This is a genomic window from Thauera sp. SDU_THAU2, from assembly GCF_038260575.1.
Taxonomy (GTDB): Bacteria; Pseudomonadota; Gammaproteobacteria; order Burkholderiales; family Rhodocyclaceae; genus Thauera.
The window spans coordinates 2,325,241-2,350,898 of record NZ_JBBWUN010000003.1 but is presented as its reverse complement, the minus strand read 5'-3'; the positions used below and the strand labels follow the sequence as shown (position 1 = coordinate 2,350,898).

The following is a 25,658-nucleotide window of genomic DNA, read 5'->3' as shown; positions in this document are numbered from 1 at the left end:
GAATAGGTTTGATCAGCCGTCCAGGTTTCAGCCGGCAGTGACGGCTTCGTCGTCGGCGGCTGTCTCGTCATCGTCGACCGCCTCCGCGCCCGGCAGGTGGTGGCCGGTCGCGGCCAGCACTTCACCGAGCGTGCCGTGGATGATGCGGTCGGCCATCACGCGGTAGTCGAGCGCGACGTCGAGCAGCGGCCCTTCGCCGATGATGCCGGCGCGGCGCTCGATGAAGCCCAGGCGGTTCAGCTTGCCGAGCGCGATCGCCATGCGCGTCTTGCCACCGAGGCGGGGGCCGAAGTCGGCCAGCAGCGAGCTTTCGGTCAGGCTGCCGGAGACGGCCTCGCCGTGGGCGACCGGCTTGTCGCCGCCGAACATGTCGGCCTGGCCGTCATCGACCAGTTCGCGCCGCGTGACCTGGCGCTCGCGCTTGGGCAGCACGATCAGCGACCAGATCACCACCAGCAGTGCGATCTCGTCGCGGGTCAGCCCCAGGTTGCTGGCGGCGTATTCGCGGCCGGCGCCGAACACCGGCTCGGCCATGTCGGCCTGCAGTGCGACGCTGACGTGGGCGGCGTAGGGGTTGTCGAGCAGTTGCAGGCCGACGTCGGCCAGGCGGCGGTCGAGTTCGAGACGAAAGCTCTCATCGACCAGTGCGCGCCTCACCATGCGATCGCTGCGCGGCAGCCAGCGCTGGGCGAGCAGGCGGGCGGTGAGCGTCTTCAGTTCGTGTTCCATGGGCGCATCGTTCAGGAGTGGGCGAGTGGGGCTGCCGGGGCAGGGGTGTGCGGCAGGCGCGGGCTGACTTCGCCGGTATTGATGGCAGCGATCTCGTCCTCGCCGACTGCGACCAGTTCGTCGCCGAAATGGACGTCCAGTGGCAGGCGCATGAAGGCGCCGACCGGCCCGTCGACCGGGCTGGCGTGCTCGCCGTCGGCCAGCAGCGCGAGCAGTGACAGGCGATAGCTGGCCGGCGCGAAGCCGCCGCCGGCGACGACTTGGTGCAGCGGCTGGGCGCCGGGCAGGGCGTCGAGGCGATGGGTGAAGTGCTCCAGCATCGCCAGGTCTTCGGTCTCGGGCGCGGCGTCGACTTGCGCGGCATCAGGCGGTGGCAGCGTGGTATCGGCCGCGTCCTGTGCAGCCTCGCCGCCGAGCGCGCTTTCGGCGCGGTCCAGCAGTTCATGCCCGCCGGCCAGCAGCGGCAGTTCGGGCACTGCGGCAATGCAGCCGCTGGCGAGCCCGGCCAGCGTGCTGCTGTCCAGCAGGCGCAGCCAGGCGGCGATGTCGGACGACGAGATGCCCGAGCCGCCCAGCGTCACGCGCTGGGCTTCGATCTTGTTCAGCGCGCGCTGGAAGGACGCATCCGCGCGGGCGAGCCGTGACTGCGCCAGGCCGATGCGCTGGGCGATGCGGGCGAGTTCGAAATCGGCATCCGGCTCGGCCAGCAGCTTGTTGAGGATGTCGGTACCGCGCTCCAGCCAGCGGCCGTTGGCCGACAGCCGGCGGCGGGCGTCGAGGATGCGGAATTCGGAGCCGGAGGCGATCGCTTCCTCGAAGTGCCAGGTGAGGTCGGTAAGCTTGGACAGCAGGTGGCCGAGCGATTCGGCGGTGACGCCGCCCACCGCCTGCAGGCCGGCGAGCTGGGCGGTGAGAAAGCCCAGTTCGGCGTCTTCCTCGTCGCCGAAGCGCAGCAGCATGGCCAGTGCAGCGACGGCGTTGCGGCCGATGTCCGACAGCGCGTACTGGCCGTCCTCGCCGATGCTCAGCAGGGCGTTGTCGCGCAGGCGCTTGAGCACCGTCTCGAGCTTCACCGGGTCGAGATAGGCGAAGCGCGCGCGCAGCGCCTCGGGCGACCAGCGCGGCACTTCGGCTTCCTGGCCGATCTCGCGCAGCACCAGCAGGCGCATCAGCACTTCGGCCTCGGTGCCGCGGAACAGCGTGATGAAGGCGTCGAGCAGCGGCCGCGCCGAGGCCAGCGCCGCCAGTTCGGGCACTTCGCCGGCGTCGACGCCGGGAGCGAGGAAGTCGGACAGGAAGGGATCGGTCATTGTGGAGGTGTCAGACCGGGAGCCCCCGCACTCAGACGCCCTGCTTCAGGCTCGCCGCGATGAAGTCCGCGAGGTCGCCGTCCAGCACCGCCTGGGTGTTGCCCACTTCGTAGTTGGTGCGCAGGTCCTTGATGCGCGACTGGTCGAGCACGTAGCTGCGGATCTGGTGGCCCCAGCCGATGTCGCTCTTGCTGTCTTCCAGCTTCTGCTGCTCGGACTGGCGCTTGCGCAGTTCGAGCTCGTACAGGCGCGCCTTCAGCATCGACATCGCCTCGGCCTTGTTCTTGTGCTGGGAGCGGTCGTTCTGGCACTGCACGACGATGCCGCTCGGCTCGTGCGTGATGCGCACCGCGGAGTCGGTCTTGTTGATGTGCTGGCCGCCGGCACCGGAGGCGCGGTAGGTGTCGATGCGCAGGTCGGCGGGGTTGATCTCGATCTCGATCGAATCGTCGACTTCCGGATACACGAACACCGAGGTGAAGCTGGTGTGGCGGCGGGCGTTGGAGTCGAACGGCGATTTGCGCACCAGGCGGTGGATGCCGGTCTCGGTGCGCAGGTAGCCGTAGGCGTATTCGCCGCTGACCTTGATCGTGCAGTTCTTGATGCCGGCGACTTCGCCTTCGGTCTCTTCCATCAGCTCGACGCTGAAGCCGTTCTTCTCGGCATAGCGCAGGTACATGCGCTCGAGCATGCCCGCCCAGTCCTGCGCCTCGGTGCCGCCGGCGCCGGCCTGGATTTCGATGAAGCAGTTGTTCGGGTCCATCGGGTTGCTGAACATGCGGCGGAATTCGAGCTTCTCGATTTCCGCCGCCAGCCCGCCGAGATCGGCTTCGACCGCCTCGAAGGTGTCGTCGTCGTCCTCGGCTTCGGCGAGCTCGTACAGATCCTTCAGGTCGCGCGACTGGGCGTCGATGTGCTGCAGCGTCAGCACCACGTCCTCGAGCGTGCGCTTTTCCTTGCCGAGTTCCTGCGCCCGTTCGGCGTTGTTCCAGACGGCCGGGTCTTCCAGCGCGCGATTGACTTCTTCGAGCTTCGATGCTTTCACATCGTAGTCAAAGATACCTCCGTAGTTCGCGACCCCGGGCGGCGAGGTCGGCGAGTTTCTCGGCGATGGCGTTCTGGCGTTCGGCTTCCATGCAAGGCTCCGGCGGAATCTGGAAAACCGCGCATTATACCGGCAGCCGGCGCGGCCGCGGCCTGCTAGCATCCGGGCATGACGCTTTATCAGGACATCGCGGACCGGACGGCGGCACTGATCGCCGATGGCGTGCTGCGCGCTGGCGAGCGGCTGCCCTCGGTCCGGCAGGCCTGCCGGCGCCATGAGGTCAGCCCGGTCACGGTGATGCAGGCCTACCATCTGCTCGAAAGCAGGGGGCTGATCGAGGCGCGGCCGAAGTCCGGCTACTTCGTGCGTGCCCGGCTCGGCCGCAGCCTGCCCGAACCCGGCATGACGCAGCCGGTCGGCGGGGCGACGGCGCTGCAGGTCAGCGACTTCATCTTCCAGATCCTGGACAGCGTGCGCGACCCCGCGATCGTGCCGCTGGGATCCAGCTTTCAAGCGCGGACCTGTATCCGCTGGACAAGCTGGGCCGCTTCCTTGCCGGCGCGGGGCGCAAGCTGGCGCCGCTGTCGACGGTGACCGACCTGCCGCCGGGCAACGAGGAATTGCGGCGGCAGATCGCCTTGCGCTATCTGGCCCAGGGGGCTGCGGTGTCGCCGCAGGAAATCGTCGTCACTTCCGGCGCGCTGGAAGGCATCAACCTGTGCCTGCAGGCGCTGACCCGGCCGGGGGACCTGATCGCGGTGGAGTCGCCCACCTTCTATGCCGGCCTGCAGGCCAGCGAGCGGCTGGGGCTCAAGGTGGTGGAGATCCCGAGTCATCCGCGCGAAGGCGTGAGCCTGGACGCGCTGGCCGATGCGCTGCGCCGCCATCCGGTCAAGGCCTGCCTGTTCATGCTCAATTTCTCCAATCCCACCGGCAGCCGGATATCGGACGGGAACAAGCGCGCGCTGGTCGAGCTGCTGCGCAGGCACCAGGTGCCGCTGATCGAGGACGACGTCTACACCGAGTTGTATTTCGGCCGTGATGCGCCGGCTGCGACCAAGGCGCTGGATGCGGACGGCCTGGTGCTGCACGTGTCCTCGTTCTCGAAGTGCCTCGCGCCGGGCTACCGGGTGGGCTGGGTGGCGGCCGGGCGCTACGCCAGGGAAGTGCAGCGGCAGAAGTTCTCCACCAGCCTGGCGACGGCGGTGCCGCTGCAGATTGCCTTGGCGGGCTACATGAAGCGCGGCGGCTTTGATGCGCACCTACGCAACTTGCGCCGCCATCTGGCGGAGCAGGAGGCGGTGCTGGTGGCGGGCATCGAGCAGCACTTTCCGCCCGGCATCCGGCTGGCACGTCCCGACGGCGGCTATTTCCTGTGGCTGGAACTGCCGCCGCAGGTCGATACCCTGCGTCTGCACCAGCAGGCGCTGGCCTGCGGCATCAGCATCGCCCCCGGACCGATCTTTTCGGCGACGCGCGCGTTCCGCAACTACCTGCGGCTGAACTTCGGCCATCCGGCGGGTGCCCGGCAGGATCAGGCCTTGCGCACGCTCGGTACGCTGATCGGGCAGCAGCTCGACTGATCTGTTCCTATCGGAAATCGTATCGTCTGAATCTGTTCCGGTTGCCGGCCGGGTGATGTACTGCGCTCATCGCAAGAACCGGAGTTCACCGATGAGCAAGGCCGTCAGCAAGGTGCGCGAAGCCAAGCTTGAGCTTTACCGCAGCAAGGGCACGATCCATGCCAAGGCTGTCGCGGGGCGCTTCAATACCGCGCGCTGGGTCATGGTGTGGCTGACCCAGATCATCTTCTATGGCGGCTGTTGGCTGCGCTGGGATACGGGCGAAGGGGTCAGGCAGGCGATCCTGTTCGACATCGTGCATGAAAAGCTCTATCTCTTCGGCCTGGTGCTGTGGCCGCAGGACGCGCTGCTGCTGGCCTTCATGCTGATCCTGGCGGCGACCGCGCTGTTCTTCGTCACCGCCCTGGCCGGGCGGCTGTTCTGCGGCTTCGCCTGTCCGCAGACGGTGTAGTACCTCGATCTTCGTCTGGATCGAGGCCAGGATCGAAGGCGACCACCTGGCGCGCCTGAAGCTGGACCGGAGCCCGATGTCGGCGCGCAAGCTGGCAATCAAGGCGGTCAAGCACGGCATCTGGGGGCTGGTGGCAAGCTGGACCGCGATCACCTTCGTCGGCTATTTCACGCCGATCCGCGAGCTGCTGCCGTCGGCCGCGGCGCTGCAGACCGGTCCGTGGGAAAGCTTCTGGCTGATCTTCTACGCGTCCTTCACCTATGTGCAGGCCGGGCTGGCGCGCGAGGCGGTGTGCCAGCACATGTGCCCGTATTCCCGCTTCCAGGGCGTGATGATCGATGGCGCGACGGCCAGTGTGGGCTACGATCATCGCCGCGGCGAGCCGCGCGGGGCGCTGCGGCACGCGGGCAGTACCGGCGACTGCATCGACTGCGGCATCTGCGTGCAGGTCTGCCCGACCGGCATCGACATCCGCGACGGCCTGCAATACCAGTGCATCAACTGCGGCCTGTGCGTCGATGGCTGTAACCAGGTGATGGACAAGCTCGGTGCGCCGCGCGGGTTGATCCGCTTCGCGTCGGAGCGCGAACTCGCCGGCGCGCCGAAGCGGGGTGGTGAGGGGAGGAGGCGATGGGTGCCGGGGCCGCGGGTGCTCGTCTCGCCGGCTTGCTGCTGCTGTTCTCGGTGCTCAGCGTATGGACGCTGAGCCAGCGTTCGACGCTGCGGGTCGACGTGATCCGCGACCGCGGCCTGCTGTCGCGGGAGACCGCCGAAGGCCGCATCGAAAACGACTACACGCTGAAGCTGATCAACATGGAAGAGGCCGTGCGCACCTTCAGGGTCGAGGTCGTCGGCCTGCCGGGCCTGAAGATCGAAGGCGGCAGCGAGTTCACCGTCGGGCCGGACAGCATCCACACCGTGCCGCTGGTCGTGTCGTCTCCCGCTGAAGCGGCGCCCGCGGGGGCGAGGCCGATCGAATTCCATACCGCAGCGGTGCATGATGCCGGCACGGCGAGCCGGGAGAAGAGCCGCTTCATCCTGCCCTGAGTACCGCCTTAGGTGCATCGGGGCGATGCGTGTCACACTGCCGGGCCGCCGCACAGGGGCGGCCCAAAAAAACATGGAAATGAGGTTCAATTGAGCGGCAATCACCACATGGGGCTTTCCGATACGGCCAAGGGCTTGCTGGCCGCGCTGGTCGTGGTCATCTGCTGGTCCGGCTTCAACATCGTGTCGCGCTTCGGCAGCACCGCGACCTTCACCCCCTTCGACCTCGCGGCACTGCGCTACGGCGTGTCCGGGGTGCTGGCGCTGCCCTTCTTCGTCCGTCTGGTGCCGCCGCGCGAGTGGCCGCGCTACATGGCCTTGGCGCTGTTCGGCGGCCTGGGCTACGGGATTCTGGTCTATTCGGGTTTCGCCTTCGCGCCGAGCGCGCACGCCGGCGTGTTCGTCAATGGCGGCATTCCGTTCTGGACCGTGGCCATCGTTGCCGTCGCGGCAGGCTTCCACATTGCGCGCCAGACCGTGCTGGCGCTGCTCCTGTCGACCGCCGGGCTGGTGCTGATCGGCTTCCAGAGCCTGTTCTCGCCGGCGGCTGCCGACGAGTGGGTCGGCGATCTGTTCTTTCTTGCTGCCGCGCTGTGCTGGGCCATTTTCGGGCTGCTGATGCGCCGCTGGCAGATCCGGCCGCAGCTCGGCATTCTCGGCATCGCGACTTTCTCGATGCTGTCCTACATGCCGGTGTATTTCCTCTGGCTGCCGGGCAACATCGCCCAGGCCGGTTGGGGCGAGATCGGCCTGCAGGCGGTCTATCAAGGCCTCATCGCCGCGATGCTGGCGGCCGGCATGTACAGCTATGCCAACCAGAAGATCGGCGCCTGCCAGGCTTCGATGATGCTGGCGCTGGTTCCGGCCTTCTCGGCGATCGGTGGCTTCCTGATTCTGGACGAGGCGCTGGGTGCCCTGACCGTGCTCGGCATCCTGGTGGTGTCGCTGGGGGCTGCACTGGGCGCCTTGCCGGCCGGTGCGCTGGGCCGCTGGGGTATTTTCGATCCGGCCGGGCGCAAGTAGCCACGCGGGTTTCGGGCGTTCGGCATGACCGCGGGTGCCGATGCGGCTGCTCCCCAGCGTGCCGCTTTGGTGTAGCCTTCGCCCTTTTTCGCCCATCGGGCGCCGGGTCGGGGGATGACGCAGGGTTTGCCGCGTACGCGGTTCAACAGTGCAGGGCTGGTGCGGGCGCTGGCCGAACTGGCAGTGGCGGATGCCGCGGAACCCAGGCAGTCGTTCGCCGAGCGCCTGGGCGTGTGGCTCGACTTCAAGGAGGCGCTGGCGCTTTACGCGGCGTTGAATTCGGCGGCCGTGCCGGCGGGCCGCGCCGATACGGCCCGCCAGTCCGCCGCGGCAATGCGCACTGAATTGGCTCGCGTGCGCAGTGATCTGGCGCAGGCGATCGCCGCTGCCGATGCGGCGCAGAAGGGCGGTGAGAGCCTGCCGGCGGATGCGCCGGCGGGGCCGCCGTCCTTGCCCGATGCCCTGGCGCAGGCCGCGACCGACTCCGTTGCCGATCCCGCCACGCCGGATTTCGCGCCGCTTCATCGCCATTACATGACGCAGCAGCGCAGGCTGGCGGCTGTCGTCGGGCCGCTGCGCGCGCAGATGCGTGCCGAACTGGGGCGGCAGTCCGCCGCGCTGAAGCAGCTCGCGGCGCTGGACGCGGTGATGGAGCAGGCGCTGGCGGCGCGCGAAGCCGGTCTGCTGGCCCAGGTGCCGGTGCTGCTGGGCGGGCGCTTCGCACGCCTGTTCGAGGCCCATGGTGGTGCGGCGGACGGCGATGCCGCCGGCTGGCTGCAGCCGGGCGGATGGCTGGCGCGCTTTTGCGCGGAGATGCAGCAGGTGCTGCTGGCCGAACTGGACCTGCGGCTGATGCCGGTGGCGGGGCTGGTGGCGGCACTGGATACGGAATCGACGGAACGCGAATGAACAGAAGCATGAGTGTGGTGGCCTGCCTGCTGGGGCTGGCCGTGGTGCTGTGGGTGGGTATGGGCTATGTTGGGCGCAGTCCGCTGGCCCTGGGCATGACCGCCCTGATCGGCGTGGTGTATCTGGTCGGCGTGGTCGAGCTGTTCCGCTTCGAGCGCGCCACGTCGGGATTGCGCCAGGCTTTGAGCGCCATTCCTGCGTTGGATGCCGCAGGCGGGACGATGGATGCCGCCGCCTGCAGCCGCTGGCTGTCCGGCCTGCCGGCTTCGCTGCAGAACGCGGTGCGGCTGCGCATCGACGGCGAGCGCATCGGCCTGCCCGGACCGGCGCTGACCCCTTATCTGGTGGGCATGCTGGTACTGCTGGGCATGCTGGGCACCTTCCTCGGCATGGTGATGACGCTGGACGGCGCGGTGATCGCGCTCGAGACCACCACCGACCTGCAGACCATCCGCTCGTCGCTGGCGGCACCGGTGAAGGGGCTGGGCGTCGCCTTCGGCACTTCGGTGGCGGGGGTGGCGGCGTCGGCCATGCTGGGCCTGATGTCGGCGCTGTGCCGCCGCGAACGCCTGCGGGCCTCGCAGTTGCTGGACGGCCGCATCGCCGGCGAACTGCGCGGTGCTTCGCTGGCGCAGCTGCGGCAGGAGGCCTTCGTCGCCATGAAGGAGCAGGCGCGGCTGCTGCCGACGCTGGTCGATACCCTGCAGACGATGATGGCGCAGATGGAGCGCCAGGGCGCCGAACTGCACGAGCGTCTCTCCACCGGACAGCAGCGTTTCCACGACGAGGCGCGCGGCGCCTATGCGGCGCTGGCGGCATCGGTCGATGCCTCGCTGAAGGACAGCCTGAGCGAAAGCGCCCGCCTGGCCGGACAGACCATCCAGCCGGTGGTGGCCGAGACCATGGCCGGCATCGCGCGCGAGACGGCTGCGCTGCAGCAGCAGGTCGCCGATGGCGTGCAGGCGCAGCTCGACGGCGTGTCGCAGCGTCTGGATGCCGCCACGACCAGCGTGGCCGATACCTGGACTACCGCGCTTGCCCGCCATGAGGCCGGCAGCGAGGCGCTGGGGCGCAAGCTGGACGCATCGCTCGCCGGCTGGAACGAGGATTTCGAGCGTCGCGCGGCGAGCCTGCTGGCTTCGGTCGGCGACGCGCATGCCGGCCTGCGCAGCGATCTCGCCACGGCGGTGGAAGGCATCGCGCGCCAGGCCGCCGAACTGCACACGCAGGTGGCCGGCGCGCTGGAAGCCCGTTTCGACGGCCTGGCAACACGTTTCGAAGCCAGTGCCGGCCAGGTGGCCGAAGCCTGGACCGATGCGCTGGCGAGCCATGCGCAGGGCAGCAGGACCGCGACGGACGAGCTTCGGCTTGCCCTGCGTGCCTTCGCCGACACTTTCGCGCAGCGTTCCGCCGCCCTGGTCGAGCAGGTGGAGACGCGGCTGTCCGCGCTGCAGGCCGAATTGGCCGCGCAGGACGCCGCCCGGCAGGCGGCGCAGGCACAGGCGCTGGAGGCAATGGCAAGCTCGCTGCGCGAGGCCTGGGGGCAGGCGGGCGAACAGGCCGGCCGCCGGCAGGAGGAAGTCCTCGCCCGCCTGGACGAAACCGCGCGCAGCCTGGCCAGCGCCACCCATGAACAGGCCGCCCGCACCATCGAGCAGGTCGGCGGCCTGCTGCAGACCGCAGCCGAAGCGCCCCGCGCCGCGGCCGAAGTGGTCGGCGAGCTGCGCCACGAGCTATCGGCCAGCATCGCGCGCGACAACGCTTCGCTGGCCGAGCGCAGCCGCATCATGGAAACGCTGGGCGGCCTGCTGGATGCGATCAACCATGCATCGACCGAACAGCGCCAGGCGATCGACGCGCTGGTCGCCTCGTCGGCGTCGGCGCTGGAGCGTGCCAGCCTTGGCTTCACCGAGCGCATCGAAGCCGAATCCACGCGGCTCACCGACACCGCCGGCCAGCTTGCCGGCGGCGCGGTCGAGGTGGCGAGCCTGGCCGAGGCCTTCGGGCTGGCGGTGCAGCTTTTCAGCGAGTCGAACGACAAGCTGATGGCGAGCCTGCAGCGCATCGAAGGCGCGCTGGAAAAATCGATGGCACGCAGCGATGAGCAACTCGCCTACTACGTGGCGCAGGCGCGCGAGATCATCGACCTCAGCCTGATGTCGCAGCAGCGCATGGTCGAGGGCCTGCAGCCTGGCCGCACCGCCGCCGGCGAGGTGTGAGCATGGAAGATATCCACGGCGGCATCGAGGATTCCGCACCGGCCTGGGGCGTGTTCGGCGACCTGATGTCGGGGCTGCTGGGCGCGTTCGTGCTGATCCTGGTCGGCGTGCTGGGTGTGCAGCTCGAACTCGCCACCACGCTGGAAGCCGAAGTGGAAAAGCGCCAGATCGAGGAGCAGCGGCGCGAGGCGCTGGAACAGGCGCTGGCAGTGCCGCTGGCCGCAGGGCGGGTGACGCTGGAAGGCGGGCGCATCGGCATCAGCGGCAGCGTGCTGTTCGCCCACAACTCGGCCGAACTGCAACCGGAAGGCCATCAACTGCTGCAAAGCCTGGCGGTGCCCTTGACGGCTTATCTCGGCACGCACGACGAAATGCTGATGGTCAGTGGCTTCACCGACGACCGGCCGGTGCTCGACAGCAACCGCCGCTTCGCCGACAACTGGGATCCGTCGGCGCAGCGCGCGCTGACGGTGACGCGGGTACTGATCGAGGCAGGCGTGCCGTCCGCATCGGTGTTCGCCGCGGCATTCGGCTCGGAGCAGCCGGTGGCGCCGAACGACGACGCCGAAGGCCGTTCGCGCAACCGGCGGGTGGAGATTGCGCCGGTGTCGAGATCGTCGCAGAAGCTGGCCGAGAAGGCGGCCGCGAATGGCTGAGCCTCCGTCCTCGGGAACGGCCTTGCCGGGCGCTGGCGACGACGGATGGGCTGCCGAAGGAGAGCCGTCTTCGCTGTTTCGGGTTGAATCGCGGCTCGATGCCGCACCGGAAGACGACACGGCTGCGCTCATCGATGCCTTGCGCAGCCGTGGTGCGGCGAGCTTCGACCCGGTGGGTTTCCGCGTCATCGAAGCGATGTGGCGGCGGGGCGAAAACCTGCAAGGCGCGGCACGTGCGGCAGTGGCGCGGAAGCTGGCGCGCCGCTTGGCCGCGCTCCGCGAGCGCTTCGAGCATGCGGGTGCCGAGGTCGGGGCAAGCACCGAGAACAAGGCGGTGGCGCCGGGCCGTCCTGAGCCGCAGCAGTCCGTGCCGGGCCGGCATGCACCGCGCCGGTATGCACCGCGCCCCGGCCCACTCGCCGAACTGCTTGTCCATGCCGCCCGCCAGAACACCGCCGCACCGCTTGCAGCGGCCGCGCCCGGCGCATCCGGCGGAGAATTGAAATCGCTGCACTACTTCGGCAGCATCTGGTCGCGGCTCAGCCTGGAGCAGCAGTTGTCGCAGGCGCTGGCGCAGGCGCCGGAGAATGCCGGGCCGCTCAATTCGCATTTCCTCGTGCTGCAGGCACTGATCCGCATGCGCGACATCGCGCCGCAATACCTGGAAAACTTCATGTCCTACGCGGATGCGCTGCTGTGGCTGGATCTGCTCGACACGGGGAAAGGGGCAGGACAGAAGACCGGTTCGCAGAAGGCAGCCACGCGAAAGCCGGCAACACGGAAAGTCGGGCAGAAGAAGACGCGAGGCTATGTGTCCTTGCCCGACAAATGAATAGGGGGTTTCGATGCGTTTTGTTTTGGGCCTGGCCTTTCTGAGCTTTGCGCCGCAGCTTGCGGCGCAGTCCTATCCGCGGGAAGAGATCGAGTTTCACCTGGGTAGCGAACTGCTGTCGTGGTGCCGCTCGGAAGCAGAAGCCCATTTCGCCGGCAAGGGCGTTGCGACCTGGCAGTGGAGCGGTCGTCACTACGAAAAGGGAAATGTCCTGGTCGTGGAAGGAAGCATCCGTGCCGGTGACAAGGATGTTGCCGTGAACTGCCGCGTGGCAAAAGGTGCGCGGGAGCGCCATGCGACTGTCGAGGTTTTACGACGAACGATAAGCCAGTGGACTAAGCGCGTGCATGAACTAGACTAAGACTTAGTTCATTCAGTCGGCAAGATCGTCATGCAAGTTGTGAACGTCCATGAGGCAAAGACCCACTTGTCGCGTCTGCTCGAACTTGTCGAGGGAGGCGAAGAGGTGATCATTGCGCGCGCCGCCAGCCGGTGGCGACACTCGCTGCATATCGGCCCCCGAAGCGCCGGATTGCTCCGCCGGGGAGTCTGAACGGCCAGGACTGGAAGATGGGGGATGATTTCGATGCACCCGTCGATGAGCTTTTTGCCGCATTCCAGAACGAAAATGCAGGCCCTGGCGGAGAAGCTCGGTGAGGCTGCTGCTCGACACGCATTTCGCCTTCTGGTGGCAGACCGGTGACGATCGCGTCACGGACGAGGTCCAGCAATTCGTCGACGCTGCGGACGAAGTCATGGTGAGTCAGGTGTCGTTGTGGGAGCTGACCGTCAAGGCAGGGCTGGGCAAGGTTCATATCGACCTGTCCGTGTTTGCCGCCCAGGTCGAAAAGATGGGCTTTTCCTGGCTGCCGATCGGGAACGCCCACATCCTCAAGGTGGCTGAATTGCCGGCCTTCGATGATCATCGCGATCCTTTCGATCGCCTGCTGCTTGCCCAGTCGATCGCCGAGCCGCTGACCCTGCTCAGCGCGGACGGAAAACTGGCCCGGTATGGAAGTACCGTCCGGCACATCGAGCGGCCCCGGCGTTGATCATGCGAATGGTGTCCTGACCCATGTCCATTGCCTCGAACTGGTTCTTCTGGGCGGTGCTGTCGGCCTGCTTCGCCGCGCTTACGGCGATATTCGCCAAGGTGGGCGTTGCCGGCGTGGATTCCGATCTGGCGACACTGGTGCGGACGGTGCTGATCCTCTTCGTGCTGGCCCCCTTCGTCTGGCTCGCCGGCAAGTGGAGCAACCCGCTGGTGCTGCCGCCGAAGACCCTGCTGTTCCTGGCGCTGTCCGCACTCGCCACCGGCGCATCATGGATTTGCTACTTCCGGGCGCTGCAGTTCGGCGAGGCATCCAAGGTGGCGCCAGTCGACAAGTTCAGCCTTGTGCTGGTGGCGATCTTTGCCTTCCTGTTTCTCGGCGAGCGTCCCTCGTCCCGCGAGTGGTTCGGTATCGGCCTGGTGGCTTCGGGGGTGCTGGTGCTTGCCTTCAGGCGTTGAAACCATCGGGCGGGTATGCCCTCAATGCCGTTTCAACCAGTCGGCGAATTCGGCCACAGTAACGATGGGGATGTGAAACTGCGCTTTCACGGCGTGGATGTCCGCATCGCCGCTGACCAATGTGTCGGCTTTGGCCGTGACGGCCAGTATCAGGAAGATGATGTCGTCGGGATCCCGGATGTCCGGCAGACCTTCAGGTGTGTGTTCGATTTTGACCGTTTCGACATACGGAAGAAATTCAGCCAGCAGTATTTCCCGTGCATCGCGGTCCAGCTTGAATTTGGGGTAGTGCAATACTCTCAGGAGTTCACTGATGGTGTCGTGGCTGGCAAGCGCAATGAAACGCCTGGCCTGCCAGGCTTCACGCAGCCAGGCAAAGTTGCCGCGAGAGAAGATCAGGGCCGAGATCAGGCAGTTGGTGTCGAGAACGACGCGCGGGAGATTCACGCGTGCTTTCTCGCCCAGGCAACAGCGTCGTCCACGTCATCCTGCGTGATGCCCAATTCTTCCAGCTTTGCCCGCACCGCGTCAGCCTGCTGAAGGCGAACCGGTGCCAGGACGATCTTTCCATCCTGAACGGTGACGTCGTAGTAATCGGCTTCGCCTACCGTCTGGACAATGGCCTTGGGCAGAGTGATCTGGTTCTTGCTCGTTCGTTTGGCCAGCATGCCAGCCTCCGAAAGTAATGAAGTAAGGAAATCTATTCTAACTCCGATCCTGCTCCCCGTTGTCAGGCCGCCTCGAAGTGCTCCAGCATCAACTGCACGCTCGACACGCCGTTGTATTCGTTGATGCCCAGCCGGTAGGCGGCATGGATCTGGCCGGCGGCGCCGTCGGCGTGGTTGAAGCGGATGGCCTCGAAGCGGGTGCTGCCGCGCGACAGTTCGAGCTTGAGGTGCTTGTCCTTCAGCACGCGTTGGCGTTCGACGCGGAAGACGTCGTCGAAGAGCGGCGGCGGAAAGCCCTGGCCCCAGATTTCGTTTTCGAGCATGCGTACCGCGTCGAGGGCGAAATAGCCCGGTTCCAGGCTGCCATCGGTATCGATGCGGTGTTCGAGCTGGGCAGGGTCCAGCAGTTCGCCGACGACTTCCTCGAAGGCTTCGTCGAAGCGGCGCAGGTCGGCTTCGCGGATGGTGAGGCCGGCGGCCATGGCGTGGCCGCCGAAGCGCGCGATCAGGTCGGGGTGGCGCTTGGTGACGAGGTCGAGCGCGTCGCGCAGGTGCAGGCCGGGGATCGAGCGGCCGGAGCCTTTCAGTTCGCCGTCGCTGCTGCGGGCGAAGGCGATGGTCGGGCGGTGCAGTCTTTCCTTGATGCGGCTGGCGACGAGGCCGATCACGCCCTGGTGCCAGTCGGGCTCGAACAGCGCGATGGTGGCGCGGCTGCCGGCGCTGATCTCTCCATTGCCGGCGAGGCGGGCGAGCGCTTCTTCCTGCATGCCGGCCTCGATGCTGCGGCGTTCGCGGTTGAGCCGGTCGAGCTCCTGGGCGATGTGCATGGCGCGGCCGGCATCGTCGGTGATCAGGCATTCGATGCCCAGGCTCATGTCCGACAGCCGGCCGGCGGCATTCAGGCGCGGGCCGATCATGAAGCCGAGGTCGGTGGTGCTGGCGCGCGCCGGGTCGCGGCCGGCGAGCGAGAACAGTGCGCGGATGCCGGGCTGCAGGCGGCCGGCACGCATGCGGGCGAGGCCCTGGGCGACCAGGATGCGGTTGTTGCGGTCGAGCTTGACGACGTCGGCGACGGTGCCGAGGGCGACGAGGTCGAGCAGGTCGGCGAGATTGGGCTCCTTGCTGCCGGCGAAGGCGCCGCGTTCGCGCAGCTCGGCGCGCAGCGCGAGCATGGTGTAGAACATGACGCCGACACCGGCCAGCGCCTTGCTGGGGAAGTCGCAGCCGGGCTGGTTGGGATTGACGATGACATCGGCGTCGGGCAGTTCGTCGCCGGGCAGGTGGTGGTCGGTGACGAGCGTCGCCATGCCGTGCGCCCGCGCGGCGGCGATGCCTTCGACGCTGGCGATGCCGTTGTCGACGGTGATCAGCACGTCCGGTTCGAGCCGGGCGGCGATCTCGACCATTGCCGGGGTCAGGCCGTAGCCGAGGGTGACGCGGTCCGGCACCAGGTAATGCACGTCGGCGCCGAAGGCGCGCAGCGCGCGCATGCCGACGGCACAGGCGGTGGCGCCGTCGCAGTCGTAGTCGGCGACGATGACCATGCGCGCGCCGGCCTCGATGGCATCGGCCAGCAGTTGTGCGGCTTCGCCGGTGCCGGTGAGGGCTTCGGGCGGCAGCAGGTGCTTGAGGCTGGTGTCGAGCTCGTCGGCGCGGCTGATGCCGCGGGCGGCGTAGAGGCGGGCGAGCAGCGGGTGCAGGCCGGCGTCGGCGAGGCGGTCGAGGGCTTGCGGCGAAACGGGGCGGGACTGGATGCGGGTCATCGGTCGGTGTCGGGATGCGTGGGCGGCGGCGCCGTGGGCAACTCGGCGGGCGCCGGTGCGATGGACTTCAGCAGGGCGTCGAAGGCATGGGGTTTGCGCCAGAACTTCCAGCGGTCGGTGCTGCGCACTTCGACTTCCAGCGTGCCGCGGTCGCTCGGCGCGCTGATGCGCAAGGTTTTCAGCTGCCCATTCTGCACGGCAGCGGCCAGCGGCGCGAACCAGCCGTGCTCGATGGCCTGCAAGCCGTTGCGCCAGGCGTCGAGATCGAGCTGCTGGGCGGGCTTGCGCAGCGCATCGAGCACGACCAGGGTGTCCTGGTGCAGGGCATCGGCGGGGTCGGGCGCGCTTGCCGGCACGCCGGCGGCGCGGGCGAAACCGAGGCTGAGCGGATCGGTGGCCTGCACGGCCTTGGCGGGGGCAACCAGGGCGGTTTCGATTTCACCCGCGCCCCACAGCCACAGGCTGTTGACCGCACGTAAGCCCGCGTTTTCGCGCGCGCGGCTGGCGGCATGGTTGTGCAGCACGATCTGGGCTTCGTTCATGGTGCGCTGCCACAGCCGGGCGTCCTCGCCTTCGGGCAGGAAATGCTTGACCGGCCGGCCGATGACGTCGTCCAGCGGATAGAGCGTGGCGCGGCTGGGCTTGTCGAGCCGCAGATACCAGCGTGTCGGCGTGCAGGCTTCGAAGCGGCCCAGATCCGCGAATACGTCGTTGAGCGCGGCGACCAGCTCGCGCGCTTCGTCCATCGCGAGCTCGCCGTCGGCGAAGGCGTACAGCAGCAGGTGCTCGCGGGCGAAGGAGAGATTGACCGGATCGGCGCACAGCCAGTGGCTGCCGGGTGGCGGCGCTGCGGCATCCGTCTCGCCCAGGCGGCGCAGCATGCCGAGTGGCAGTCCCTCACCTTCGAGGCCGAACAGGCGGGCGAGCTGGCGGTCGTAGGGTTCGAATTCGCGGACGTGCCGCCGCCCGCGGCCGAGCAGCGTGGCCAGGCCGCCCAGTGCAAGCCCGGCAGCCGGGCCGAGCAGCGTGGCAGCGGGCCACAGCAGGCCGGGAATCAGGAGATGGATCTGCATCGGGAGCGAGCGGATGAAAGCGGCGCGAGTCTAGCATGCGGCTGCCGGCATACGTCGGCCCGGGGCCTGGAAGGCAGGGGGCGATGGCCGGCCGGCAGCGGGTATCGCTTGACAATCCAGTCTTGTCGGTGTTCACTTGATTCACGAGAGGCAATCAAATGATTCAAGAGGGCATCATGAGCAAATTGAAGGCGGTCCACGCCGCACGCGAGCCCGGTGCAGCCTATGCGTTTGCTCGCGGACATTCGGCTGCGGGCGCCAGCATCGAGCACTATCTGCATGCCAAGTCCGCGCTCGAGCGCGACCACATGGTGCGCGAAGGCTTCGAGGTCGGTTCGCTGGACAGCTTCGCCAACCGCTTCGGCCGCAGCGGGCGCAGTCTTGCGCAACTGCTCGGCGTGGCGCCCGCGACCTACGACCGCCGCGTACGCGAGGGCAAGCCGCTGTCGCAGGATGATTCCGACCGGATTGCGCGGCTGATAGACGTCGAGCGCGCGGCCGCGCGGGTGTTCGGCGATGAAGAGGCCGCCAGGGAATGGCTTGCGGCGCCGGTGCCGGTTCTCGGCGGCGCGGTGCCGATCGAACTGCTCGCCACCACGCCCGGCCACCAGGCGGTCATCAACGCCCTGCGCCGCATCATGGCCGGGACTGCGGCCTGATGGCCGTCCTGTGGCGGCTGGCACAGGACTGGATCGATTTCGACACCGGCATGGTGCTGTGCGCGGCGGAGGATTTCGGCTGCGCCGGCAATGGAGCGGCGACGGTGGGCGGGCGCTGGAACAGCGTCGGCACGCCGGTGATCTATCTGGCCGACAGCCTGGCGCTGGCGCAACTCGAAAAGCGCGTCCATACGCCATATCAGCCGCCGCGCGGCATGATCGCAGTGGAGGTGAGCCTGCCTGCCGCCTCGCTGGCGGCGGCGCACGCCGTCGAGCCGCCGGCAGGCTGGGACGAGGCCAATGTGGACTGGTCGGTCGGCAGTACCGAAAGCCAGGCCTTGGGTGATGAGTGGGTAAAAGGGGGCGCCACGCTGCTGATGCGGGTACCGTCGGTAGTGGTGCCGGTGGGCTGGAACTACCTGCTGAATCCGGCTCACCCCGGCATGCGCAAGGTCCGTACCCGGCGCATCGCTCACAGGCCCGACCCCCGACTCTGGTAACACAAGCGGACAAGCGGGCTCGGGCAGGCGCCGATACAATGGCGCCCATCATGAATCAAAAGCCAGTTTACGAAGCCGGATCAACGGTTTCCAGCCCCGCGGTTTCCTGTCCGGCGCCCAGCCTCCTCGACGGCGCCGTCCCCGGCTATCGTGCCGCCCCGTTCCTGCCGATGTCGCGCAAGGAGATGGATGCGCTCGGCTGGGATGCCTGCGACGTCATCCTCGTCACCGGCGACGCCTACATCGACCATCCCAGCTTCGGCATGGCGCTGGTTGGCCGCCTGCTCGAAGCGCACGGCTTTCGTGTCGGCATCATCAGCCAGCCGGACTGGCAGTCGGCCGAGCCTTTCCGCGCGCTGGGCAAGCCGAAGCTGTACTTCGGCATCACCGCCGGCAACATGGATTCGCTGGTCAACCGCTACACCTCCGACCGCAAGATCCGCTCCGAAGACGCCTATACTCCAGACGCCGAAGCCGGCAGGCGCCCCGACCGCGCAGTGACGGTGTATGCGCAGCGCGCCCGCGAGGCCTTCCCCGACGCCAACATCGTCATCGGCAGCATCGAGGCCAGCCTGCGCCGCATCGCGCATTACGACTACTGGTCGGACAAGGTGCGGCGCTCGGTGCTGCCCGATTCCAAGGCCGACATCCTGCTGTTCGGTAATGCCGAGCGTGCGTTGGTGGCATTGACCAAGCGGCTGGCGGCGGGCGAGCCGATCGAGGCGATCCGCGATCTGCGCGGCACCGCTTTCATGGTCAAGCCGGGCTGGCTGCCGTCGGCGGCCTGGCACGAAACGGATTCGCTGGCGCTCGACCGGCCGGGCCGCATCGACGTCCATCCCGACCCCTACGCGATGGAGCCGGCCGCCGCCGCGCCCAAGCCTGCCGCCGACGGTGCGCAGCCGGTGCGTATCGTGCCGGCGGCCGAGCGTGTTGCCGCCCGCCGCTCCGATCGCGCCCATACCGTGATCCGCCTGCCGTCCTTCGAGCAGGTCAAGGACGACGCGGTGCTGTACGCCCACGCTTCGCGCGTGTTCCACCTCGAATCGAACCCCGGCAACGCCCGGGCGATGGTGCAGTGCCACGGCGAAGGCCCGGGCGCACGCGACGTCTGGATCAACCCGCCGCCGCAGCCGCTGAGCACACCCGAGATGGACTTCGTCTATGACCGGCCCTATGCCCGCGCCCCGCATCCGGTTTACGGCGGTGCGCGCATCCCGGCCTGGGACATGATCAAGTTCTCGATCAACATCATGCGCGGCTGTTTCGGCGGCTGTACCTTCTGCTCGATCACCGAGCACGAAGGCCGCATCATCCAGAGCCGCTCGCACGAGTCGATCCTGCGCGAGATCGAGGACATCCGCGACCATTCGCCCGACTTCAAGGGCCACATCACCGACCTCGGCGGCCCCACCGCCAACATGTACCGCATGGCGTGCAAGAGCAAGGCGATCGAGGAAAGCTGCCGCCGCCTGTCCTGTGTCTATCCGGGCATCTGCGAGAACCTGAACACCGATCACTCCTCGCTGGTCGAGCTGTACCGCAAGGCGAGGGCGCTGCCCGGTGTCAAGCGCATCACCATCGGCTCCGGGCTGCGCTACGACCTCGCCGTGCGTTCGCCCGAGTACGTCAAGGAACTGGTCACCCACCACGTCAGCGGCCTGCTCAAGATCGCTCCCGAGCACACCGAGGAGAACACGCTCTCCAAGATGATGAAGCCGGGCATCGGCGCCTACGAGGAGTTCCGCCGCATGTTCGAGAAATTCTCGGCGCAGGCGGGCAAGAAGCAGCATCTGGTGCCGTACTTCATCGCCGCCCACCCCGGCACCACCGACGAGGACATGCTGAATCTGGCGCTGTGGCTGAAGAAGCACGATTTCCGCCTCGACCAGGTGCAGACATTCATGCCCACGCCGATGGCGCTGGCGACGACGATGTACCACTCGCGCAAGAATCCGCTGAAGAAGGTGTCGGCCGACTCGGAAGCGGTCGAAACCGCGCGCGCGGGCAAGATCCGCAAGCTGCACAAGGCCTTCCTGCGCTGGCACGACCCCGAGAACTGGCCGATCCTGCGCGAAGGCCTGATGCGGATGGGGCGCGCCGACCTGATCGGCAACGGGCCGAACTGCCTGGTACCGCGCCAGCAGCCCGTGCAGCCGGTGGCGAAGGGCGGGCGGCCGCCTGTCGCAGGGCGTCCGCCGGGCGATGGCCGGGTGCCCGGTGCGCTCATCGGGCGCAAGAGCGGCAAGCCGGCGACCAAGCGCGCGCCGCGGTCCGGCCGCTGATCCCGGCTAGGGACGGCGACGCAGCAGCAGCGCGCCGGCAAGCGCCGCCAGCAGCAGCGTGCCCGTCGACGGCTCGGGGACGGCGAGGGCGGCGAGGAAACGGTCCGCGAGCAGGCGATGGCCGGCGGTGGTGGGGTGGACGGCGTCGAAGAACAGGGCACCGTCGCAGCCCGCGGGTGACGTTGCGCAAGGCGTGACGACGTCGGTGAAACCGAAGCGGGCGGCGTCGGAGATCACTTCGTCGAGGAAAGCGGCGGTATCGAAGAACATCAAGCGCAGTCCGTCGGGAATGCCGGGGACGAGGCCGCTGCGGGCGAGATCGAGGGTGTCGGCGAGAGCGTCGTTGAAGCCACGCGAGAGCATGTCGAGCGCAGCCTGCTGCTGCGGATCCAGGCTGAGTCCGAACGGGGTCCGTGACAGATTGGGCATGTTCGGCACGAGGATGTCCGTCGCTCCGGCGCCGGCCAGCAGCCCGACCGAGGTGATCAGATTCGAGACGGCGGTGCCGGCCGCGGCAAGAAGGTCGGTGCCCTGGCTGAGGGCGAGAAAGAAGTCGTTGGGCGCGGCCCACAGCATGAACAGCGAGCTTGCCGGATCGAAGGCCGGTGCGCTGCCGGCGAAACCTGCAACCTGGGCCAGGGCTCCGCTTTGCCCGAGCGCTGGCGGTAGCGCTGCGGGAGACGAAATCTCGTAGTTGTAGTTCTGCGTTCCGGTGGTGGCACCGCCGACGGCGAAGTTGGTGCCGCCGGCCACCGAGGGCCGCAGATCGATGCCGAGGCGGCCGGCGAGGTATTCGGCGGCGGTGGGGCCGTTGGAGAACTGTTCCGCGTAGGGCGGAGAGGCGGGCCAGATGCCGCCGCTGAGGGCGTAGGCGTTGCCGTTGTCGGACAGGCTGTCGCCGAACACGTACATCGAGGTGTAGGCGGCGTGGGTCAGAGGTGCGAACAGCAGCGTTGCGGCGAGCAGCAGGATGCGGATCATGGTCGTTTTCCTCGGCAGGGTGATCGGGATGCGATGGTCGGCGCTGTGCATCGTCCGGCCGGGTCTGAGGCAGGGGTACGGGCAGGACAGCTTCAGCGTAGAAGCATGTGCTGCGCCACGCCATCGTGATTTTCCCGCGCCCAGGGCGGAATGGTGGTGAGGCATGTGCCCGGCCTGCTTACAGTCGGACATCGATCGGGCTGGTCACGATCGCCCCTGCGCGGGCACAATGCCGGGCTTGCTGGACAGACCTGCCGAACTTTTTCCGATGCTCTACGAATTTCTCGTCGGCCTGCGCTACACGCGCTCGCGCAAGCGGGCGCAGGGGCGCAACCGCTTCATTTCCTTCATCTCCCTGGTGTCGATGTTCGGCATCGCGCTCGGCGTCGCGGCGCTGATCGTGGTGCTGTCGGTGATGAACGGCTTCCAGGAGGAATTGCGCTCGCGCATCCTCGGCGTGGCTTCGCACGTCCAGGTGCAGAGCTTCGACGGCGGCCTGCACGAATGGCAGCGGGTGGCCGACGAGGCCATGCGCCATCCTGCGGTGAAGGCCGCCGCGCCCTACGTGCAGGAGCAGGGCATGCTGTCCTTCGACGAAGGCGTGCGCGGCACCGTCGTGCGCGGCGTCGTCCCGAGCGAAGAGGACAAGGTGGCGGACTTCGGCCAGTACATGAAGGCGGGCAGCTTCGATGCGCTGCAGCCCGGGCGCTTCGGCATCGTGCTCGGCCGCGACCTGGCCCAGGCGCTGCGCGTGCAGCTCGGCGACAAGATCACCCTGATCGCGCCGCAAGGCCTGGTGACGCCGGCCGCGGTGCTGCCGCGAGTGAAGCAGTTCGAACTGGTCGGCGTGTTCGAGGCCGGCATGTACGAATACGACTCCGGCCTGGCGCTGGTGCATGTGGCCGACGCCCAGGCGCTGTACCGGCTGGGCGATGCGGTGAGCGGCGTGCGGCTGAAGCTCGACGATCTGTTCGCCGCGCCGCGCGTGGCCCGCGAACTGGCGATGCAGATTTCCGTGCCCGGCCTGATGATCCACGACTGGACGCGCAGCCATGCGAACTTCTTCCGCGCCGTGGCGCTGGAGAAGACGATGATGACGTTGATCCTGTTCCTGATCGTCGCGGTGGCGGCCTTCAACATCGTGTCCACGCTGGTGATGGCGGTACAGGAAAAATACGCCGACATCGCCATCCTGCGCACGCTGGGCGCCAGCCCGGCCTCGATCATGGGCATCTTCGTGCTGCAGGGTTCGATCATCGGCCTGGTCGGGCTGCTGGCCGGTGTGGCGGGCGGGCTGGCGATCGCCGGCAACCTCGACGTCGTCATTCCGGCGCTGGAGACGCTGACCGGGGCGACGCTGTGGAACAAGGAAATCTACTACATCAAGGAACTGCCCTCGAAAGTGCTGCCGGCAGACGTGATCAGCATCGTCTCGGTGTCCTTCGTGCTGACCCTGCTGGCAGCGCTGTATCCGAGCTGGCGGGCGTCGCGGGTGAATCCGGCGGAGGCGCTGCGCTATGAATGAGACGGTGATGAAACCGGACGAGCCGGTACTGGCCTGCGACGGCCTGTCCAAGCATTTCCGCGAGGGCGCGGATGCGGTGGCGGTGCTCGACGGCGTGAGCCTGTCGGTGGGGCGCGGCGAGCGCGTGGCGATCGTCGGCGCCTCCGGTTCGGGCAAGAGCACGCTGCTGCATCTGCTGGGCGGCCTCGACGTGCCGAGCGCCGGTTCGGTGCGACTGATGGGGCGCGACTTCTCCACCCTGTCCGAGCGCGAGCGCGGACGGCTGCGCAATGCGGCGCTGGGCTTCGTCTATCAGTTCCATCATCTGCTGCCTGAATTCTCCGCGCTGGAGAACGTCGCCATGCCGCTCTACATCCGCCGTGTCGGCAAGGCCGAGGCGGACGAACAGGCGGCCGCGATGCTGCGCGAAGTCGGCCTCGGGCACCGGCTCGACCATGCGCCGGGCGAACTCTCCGGCGGAGAGCGCCAGCGCGCCGCGATCGCACGCGCGCTGGTGTCGCAGCCCGCCTGCGTGCTGGCCGACGAGCCCACCGGCAACCTCGATCGGCGCACCGCCGAAGCGGTGTTCGAACTGATGCTGTCGCTCAACGAGCGCCTGGCGACGAGCTTCGTCATCGTGACCCACGATGAGACTCTGGCTGCCCGGGCGCAGCGCAGCCTGCGGCTGGACGACGGCCGGCTGGGCTGAGACTTGCGTCACACTTATGGGCCCATTGGCAGGGCTTAGGACAAGAGATTGACCGGCGTCATCAAGTTACCCAGATTGGGGACGATAGTATGGGTACTTGATCAATGGAGCCCGCGTCGTCGCGGGTCGAAAAAAATGAAAACCCTCTTCGTCCCGGCCATTCGCCTGCTCGACCGCATGAACTACCCTTTCAAGTTCATGCTGATCATGTTTGTCTGCTTCGCCACCGCGCTGGCTCTGCTGGCCCAGGTCTACATCAGCCTGCGTCAGAACATGGACGTGGCCGAACGCGAGATTGCCGGCCTCACCCTGTTCGACGCCGGCTTCGACGTGGTTCTGCTGACCCAGCAGCATCGGGGGTTGAGCGCGGGTGTGCTGGGCGGCAGCACCGAAATGGTGCCCCAGCGGGAGGCGAAGGCGGGTGAACTGCAGGCCGCGCTGAGCAAGCTCGATGCCGCGATCGGCGCCGACCCGCTGTGGCGGCCGCTGCAGCCACCCTGGGCGCCGATCCGCGGCGAACTGGACCGCCTGGCACGGTCGGCGACCCAGCTCGGCGGACCGGAAAGCTTCCGTGCCCATACCGAGGTGATCGCCCGGCTGCTGCACTGGCTCGGCGACGTCGGCGATGCATCCGGCCTGGCGCTCGACCCCGATGCCGCGAGCGCGAACCTGGTCACGCCGCTGCTGACCTCGCTGCCCGAACTGAGCGAACGCCTGGGCCAGCTCCGTGCTCGCGGTACCAACATCGTCGCCCGCCACGAACTGACGCGCAGCGACGAGCACGGCGTGGTCGCGCTGCTGGCGGAAATCGGCCGCAGCGAGGCCGATCTGCTCGAACGTCTGGGTCGTGCGGGCAAGGCGAATGCCGGGCTCGCGGGCGGGCTCGAACGCATGCGCAGCGAGATCACGACTGCCGTGAGTGGCGTGCGTACGGCGGTGATGCGCGACATCGTCGATCAGCAATTCACCTTGTCGGCGCCGGCCTATTTCGCCCTCGTCACCGAAGCGATCAACGTCGCGGTGCGCAATTTCAACGAAGTGCTGCGCCCCCAGACCGGCAAGCTGCTGCACGAACGGCTCGACCGCCTGGCGGGGCAATTGCAGCTGCAGATCGTGCTGTCGGTGGTGGCGATGCTGGTCGCGGGCTATCTCTTCATCGGCGTCTATCTCGCCATCCTGCGCTCGGTGCGCGAATTGTCGACCGGTGCCCAGCGCTTTGCCGCCGGCGACTACCGCGAGCGCGTCGAGTTCTCGGCGCGAGACGAACTGGCTGAAGTCGCCCAGCAGTTCAACAAGATGGCGGACGAAGTCGCCGTGCTGATCCGCGAGATCCAGCAGGGCGCTTCCCAGCTCGGCTCCTCGGCCAGCGAACTCTCCGGATCGGCCCGGCGCGTCTCCGACGGCTCGGAGGCCCAGAGCGAATCGGCGTCCGGTGTGGCGGTGGCGGTCGAGGAAATGACCGTCAGCGTGCAGGAGATTTCCCGTCACGCGGCGACTGCGCAGGAAATGGCCGAAACCTCGGGCCGTCTGTCCGAAGAGGGCGGTGCGGTGATGCGCCGTTCGGTCGAGGAAATGGAGCGCATTGCCGACGCGGTCGACCGCTCGGGCGAGGCGATCAGCGAGCTGGGTGAGAAGTCCCGCCAGATCACCACGATCGTCGATTCGATCCGCGACATCGCCGACCAGACCAACCTGCTGGCGCTCAACGCGGCGATCGAAGCGGCGCGGGCAGGCGAAACCGGGCGCGGCTTCGCCGTGGTGGCCGACGAAGTACGCAAGCTCGCCGAACGTACTTCGCTCGCGACGCAGGAAATCGCCGGCATGGTGCAGGCCATCCAGCAGGGTACCGAGCGCGCGGTCGAGACCATGCAGCAGGGCGTGCAGCGCGTGCGCGACGGCGTGGCGCTGAGCAACCAGGCGGGCGAATCGATCGCGCAGATCCACGGCGGTGCGCAACAGGTGCTGGGGGCCGTACGCGAGATCACGGTGGCGCTCAACGAACAGAGCCTGGCGAGCAACGAGATCGCACAGAACGTCGAGCGCATCGCGGCGATGGCGGGCGACAACAGCGTCGCCGCGCACCAGACCACGTCCACCGCCGAGGTGCTGGAGAATCTGGCCGCGACCCTGCGCCAGCAGGTGGGGCGCTTCCAGGTCTGAGTGCTGGCCGAAGGGCTCGGCTGGCGGCTCCTGCCGTGCCCT

At 67.8% G+C, this 25,658-nt stretch carries 22 protein-coding genes and 2 pseudogenes; 16 read left to right on the top strand and 8 right to left on the bottom strand.

All coding sequences use genetic code 11. From position 1 onward, the window contains the following. Window positions 1–27: 27 nt before the first annotated feature. The 3 genes from AAFL97_RS12410 to prfB form a co-directional block, all read right to left on the bottom strand. A complete protein-coding gene (locus AAFL97_RS12410; protein WP_341645178.1) occupies window positions 28–729 on the bottom strand; it encodes a hypothetical protein in 702 nt (233 codons plus the stop codon). A gap of 11 nt (window positions 730–740) precedes the next feature. Continuing rightward, the gene (locus AAFL97_RS12405) at window positions 741–2,039 is read right to left on the bottom strand and encodes a hypothetical protein (protein ID WP_341645177.1); all 1,299 of its coding nucleotides are present in this window, start codon (window positions 2,037–2,039) and stop codon (window positions 741–743) included. A 31-nt stretch (window positions 2,040–2,070) separates the two neighbouring features. Next, window positions 2,071–3,175, bottom strand: a protein-coding gene (gene prfB, locus AAFL97_RS12400; protein ID WP_263461132.1) for a peptide chain release factor 2 whose coding sequence is annotated in 2 segments (ribosomal slippage) — window positions 2,071–3,093 and window positions 3,095–3,175 — 1,104 coding nt in all. Because the reading frame shifts where the segments join, the coding sequence is not laid out codon by codon here. Window positions 3,176–3,252: 77 nt separating this feature from the next. On the opposite strand from prfB, the pseudogene AAFL97_RS12395 reads away from it, so the two are divergent. From AAFL97_RS12395 to AAFL97_RS12350, 10 genes and pseudogenes are all read left to right on the top strand, one after another. Next, a pseudogene (locus AAFL97_RS12395) lies at window positions 3,253–4,667 on the top strand (aminotransferase-like domain-containing protein). 91 nt (window positions 4,668–4,758) lie between these two features. After that, window positions 4,759–6,165, top strand: a pseudogene (gene ccoG / locus AAFL97_RS12390) (cytochrome c oxidase accessory protein CcoG). A gap of 108 nt (window positions 6,166–6,273) precedes the next feature. Continuing rightward, entirely contained in the window at window positions 6,274–7,188 is a 915-nt protein-coding gene (locus tag AAFL97_RS12385; protein WP_341647155.1) for a DMT family transporter, read from the top strand. 114 nt (window positions 7,189–7,302) lie between these two features. After that, entirely contained in the window at window positions 7,303–8,097 is a 795-nt protein-coding gene (locus AAFL97_RS12380; protein WP_341645176.1) for a DUF3348 family protein, read from the top strand. Next, on the top strand, window positions 8,094–10,316 hold the full coding sequence (locus AAFL97_RS12375) for a DUF802 domain-containing protein (protein WP_341645175.1): 2,223 nt from the start codon (window positions 8,094–8,096) through the stop codon (window positions 10,314–10,316). The genes AAFL97_RS12380 and AAFL97_RS12375 overlap by 4 nt, the downstream gene beginning before the upstream one ends. A gap of 2 nt (window positions 10,317–10,318) precedes the next feature. After that, window positions 10,319–10,972 carry an OmpA family protein gene (locus AAFL97_RS12370; RefSeq protein ID WP_341645174.1) on the top strand — a complete coding sequence of 218 codons (654 nt, stop codon included), beginning with the start codon at window positions 10,319–10,321 and terminating at the stop codon, window positions 10,970–10,972. Then, a complete protein-coding gene (locus tag AAFL97_RS12365) occupies window positions 10,965–11,804 on the top strand; it encodes a DUF2894 domain-containing protein (RefSeq protein ID WP_341645173.1) in 840 nt (279 codons plus the stop codon). Before AAFL97_RS12370 ends, AAFL97_RS12365 begins: the two co-directional genes overlap by 8 nt. Before the next feature lie 13 nt (window positions 11,805–11,817). After that, a complete protein-coding gene (locus AAFL97_RS12360) occupies window positions 11,818–12,165 on the top strand; it encodes a hypothetical protein (RefSeq protein ID WP_341645172.1) in 348 nt (115 codons plus the stop codon). A gap of 292 nt (window positions 12,166–12,457) precedes the next feature. Further along, window positions 12,458–12,856, top strand: a complete 399-nt coding sequence (locus AAFL97_RS12355) for a type II toxin-antitoxin system VapC family toxin (protein ID WP_341645171.1) — start codon at window positions 12,458–12,460, stop codon at window positions 12,854–12,856. 23 nt (window positions 12,857–12,879) lie between these two features. Next, window positions 12,880–13,314, top strand: a complete 435-nt coding sequence (locus AAFL97_RS12350; RefSeq protein ID WP_445954494.1) for an EamA family transporter — start codon at window positions 12,880–12,882, stop codon at window positions 13,312–13,314. 21 nt (window positions 13,315–13,335) lie between these two features. Here AAFL97_RS12350 and AAFL97_RS12345 read toward each other — a convergent pair whose 3' ends face one another. The 4 genes from AAFL97_RS12345 to AAFL97_RS12330 all read right to left on the bottom strand — a co-directional run bounded on the left by AAFL97_RS12345 (window position 13,336) and on the right by AAFL97_RS12330 (window position 16,818). Further along, entirely contained in the window at window positions 13,336–13,761 is a 426-nt protein-coding gene (locus AAFL97_RS12345) for a putative toxin-antitoxin system toxin component, PIN family (RefSeq protein ID WP_341645170.1), read from the bottom strand. After that, a complete protein-coding gene (locus tag AAFL97_RS12340) occupies window positions 13,758–13,982 on the bottom strand; it encodes an AbrB/MazE/SpoVT family DNA-binding domain-containing protein (protein WP_263461147.1) in 225 nt (74 codons plus the stop codon). Before AAFL97_RS12340 ends, AAFL97_RS12345 begins: the two co-directional genes overlap by 4 nt. Window positions 13,983–14,044: 62 nt before the next feature. Beyond that, window positions 14,045–15,745, bottom strand: coding sequence for a single-stranded-DNA-specific exonuclease RecJ (gene recJ, locus AAFL97_RS12335; RefSeq protein ID WP_341645169.1), 1,701 nt, complete (start codon window positions 15,743–15,745; stop codon window positions 14,045–14,047). Then, a complete protein-coding gene (locus AAFL97_RS12330) occupies window positions 15,742–16,818 on the bottom strand; it encodes a hypothetical protein (protein ID WP_341645168.1) in 1,077 nt (358 codons plus the stop codon). The genes recJ and AAFL97_RS12330 overlap by 4 nt, the downstream gene beginning before the upstream one ends. A gap of 176 nt (window positions 16,819–16,994) precedes the next feature. Between AAFL97_RS12330 and parS the strand changes: the two genes are divergently transcribed. From parS to AAFL97_RS12315, 3 genes are all read left to right on the top strand, one after another. Then, window positions 16,995–17,477 (top strand): type II RES/Xre toxin-antitoxin system antitoxin, encoded by a 483-nt coding sequence (gene parS / locus AAFL97_RS12325; RefSeq protein ID WP_341645167.1) that lies wholly within the window; start codon window positions 16,995–16,997, stop codon window positions 17,475–17,477. Further along, complete coding sequence (locus tag AAFL97_RS12320) at window positions 17,477–17,977, top strand: RES family NAD+ phosphorylase (RefSeq protein ID WP_341645166.1); 501 nt, start codon at window positions 17,477–17,479, stop codon at window positions 17,975–17,977. Before parS ends, AAFL97_RS12320 begins: the two co-directional genes overlap by 1 nt. Before the next feature lie 170 nt (window positions 17,978–18,147). Beyond that, a complete protein-coding gene (locus AAFL97_RS12315) occupies window positions 18,148–20,262 on the top strand; it encodes a YgiQ family radical SAM protein (RefSeq protein ID WP_341647153.1) in 2,115 nt (704 codons plus the stop codon). Between the two features lie 6 nt (window positions 20,263–20,268). Here the strand turns inward: AAFL97_RS12315 and AAFL97_RS12310 are convergent, their stop codons facing one another. Beyond that, window positions 20,269–21,243: an SGNH/GDSL hydrolase family protein gene (locus tag AAFL97_RS12310; RefSeq protein ID WP_341645165.1), complete on the bottom strand. Its 975-nt coding sequence runs from the start codon at window positions 21,241–21,243 to the stop codon at window positions 20,269–20,271. 268 nt (window positions 21,244–21,511) lie between these two features. Here AAFL97_RS12310 and AAFL97_RS12305 point away from each other — a divergent pair, with 268 nt between their 5' ends. The 3 genes from AAFL97_RS12305 to AAFL97_RS12295 all read left to right on the top strand — a co-directional run bounded on the left by AAFL97_RS12305 (window position 21,512) and on the right by AAFL97_RS12295 (window position 25,616). Then, window positions 21,512–22,768, top strand: a complete 1,257-nt coding sequence (locus AAFL97_RS12305; RefSeq protein ID WP_341645164.1) for a lipoprotein-releasing ABC transporter permease subunit — start codon at window positions 21,512–21,514, stop codon at window positions 22,766–22,768. Then, on the top strand, window positions 22,761–23,456 hold the full coding sequence (gene lolD, locus AAFL97_RS12300; protein WP_341645163.1) for a lipoprotein-releasing ABC transporter ATP-binding protein LolD: 696 nt from the start codon (window positions 22,761–22,763) through the stop codon (window positions 23,454–23,456). The genes AAFL97_RS12305 and lolD overlap by 8 nt, the downstream gene beginning before the upstream one ends. A 135-nt stretch (window positions 23,457–23,591) precedes the next feature. Then, the gene (locus AAFL97_RS12295; protein WP_341645162.1) at window positions 23,592–25,616 is read left to right on the top strand and encodes a methyl-accepting chemotaxis protein; all 2,025 of its coding nucleotides are present in this window, start codon (window positions 23,592–23,594) and stop codon (window positions 25,614–25,616) included. The last annotated feature ends 42 nt before the right edge of the window (window positions 25,617–25,658 follow it).